This window comes from Micromonospora sp. DT41, from assembly GCF_049841715.1.
GTDB classification, from domain to species: domain Bacteria; phylum Actinomycetota; class Actinomycetes; order Mycobacteriales; family Micromonosporaceae; genus Micromonospora; species Micromonospora profundi.
Genome location: NZ_JBNCKU010000052.1, coordinates 1 through 812, shown reverse-complemented (window position 1 = coordinate 812; position 812 = coordinate 1). Strand labels below are relative to the sequence as shown.

At 67.5% G+C, this 812-nt stretch carries 1 protein-coding gene; it reads right to left on the bottom strand.

The window, feature by feature from the left end:
• On the bottom strand, positions 1 to 812 hold an 812-nt coding region (locus ACLQ23_RS31560; RefSeq protein ID WP_425736175.1), incomplete at both ends, for an AMP-binding protein.

Below are 812 nucleotides of genomic sequence, written 5' to 3'. Positions count from 1 at the left end.
TCGATTTCGCCGAGTTCGACGCGTTGGCCGCGGAGTTGGACTTGTCGGTCGCGGCGTCCGAGGTATTCGAGGGTGCCGTCGGAGCGCCAGCGGGCGAGGTCGCCGGTGGCGTACATGCGTTGTCCGGGTGGTCCGTATGGGTCGGCGAGGAAGCTGCGGGCGGTCATGCTGGGGCGGTTGTGGTAGCCGTAGGTGACGCCGGTGCCGGCGATGTGGAGTTCTCCGGCGACGCCGATGGGGGTGGGGCGTAGTCGGCGGTCCAGCACGTAGGCGCGGTGGCCGGGCATTGGTACGCCGATTGGGGTTGAGCCGCGTACGGGTGTTTCGGAGCAGCGGTAGTCGGTGACGACGACTGTGGTTTCGGTGGGTCCGTAGGAGTTGTGCAGGGCGATGCCGGCTTGTCCCCAGCGGTTGGCTTGTGCGACGGGTAGTGCTTCGCCGGCGCTGAAGGCTCCGCGCAGTGTGGTGCCTGCCAGGCGTGTCGGGTCGAGTAGGGCTAGTAGTGCGGGTGGCAGGTAGGCGAGGGTGATGCGTTCGTCTTCAAGGAGGCCGGTGAGGGCTTGGGGGTCGACGATGGTTTCTTTCGGTGCGCTGACGAGTGTGGCTCCGGCGAGCCAGGTGGCGTAGTAGTCGAAGATGCTGGCGTCGAAGGCGGGGTTGGCTACTTGGGCGACGCGGTCGTCGGGTGTGCTGGCGAATTGCGCTACCGCGTTGCGGCAGTAGGCGTAGGCGTTGCGGTGGGGGACCAGGATGCCCTTGGGTGTGCCGGTCGAGCCGGAGGTGTAGAGCAGGTACGCCGGATCCTGCGGGCG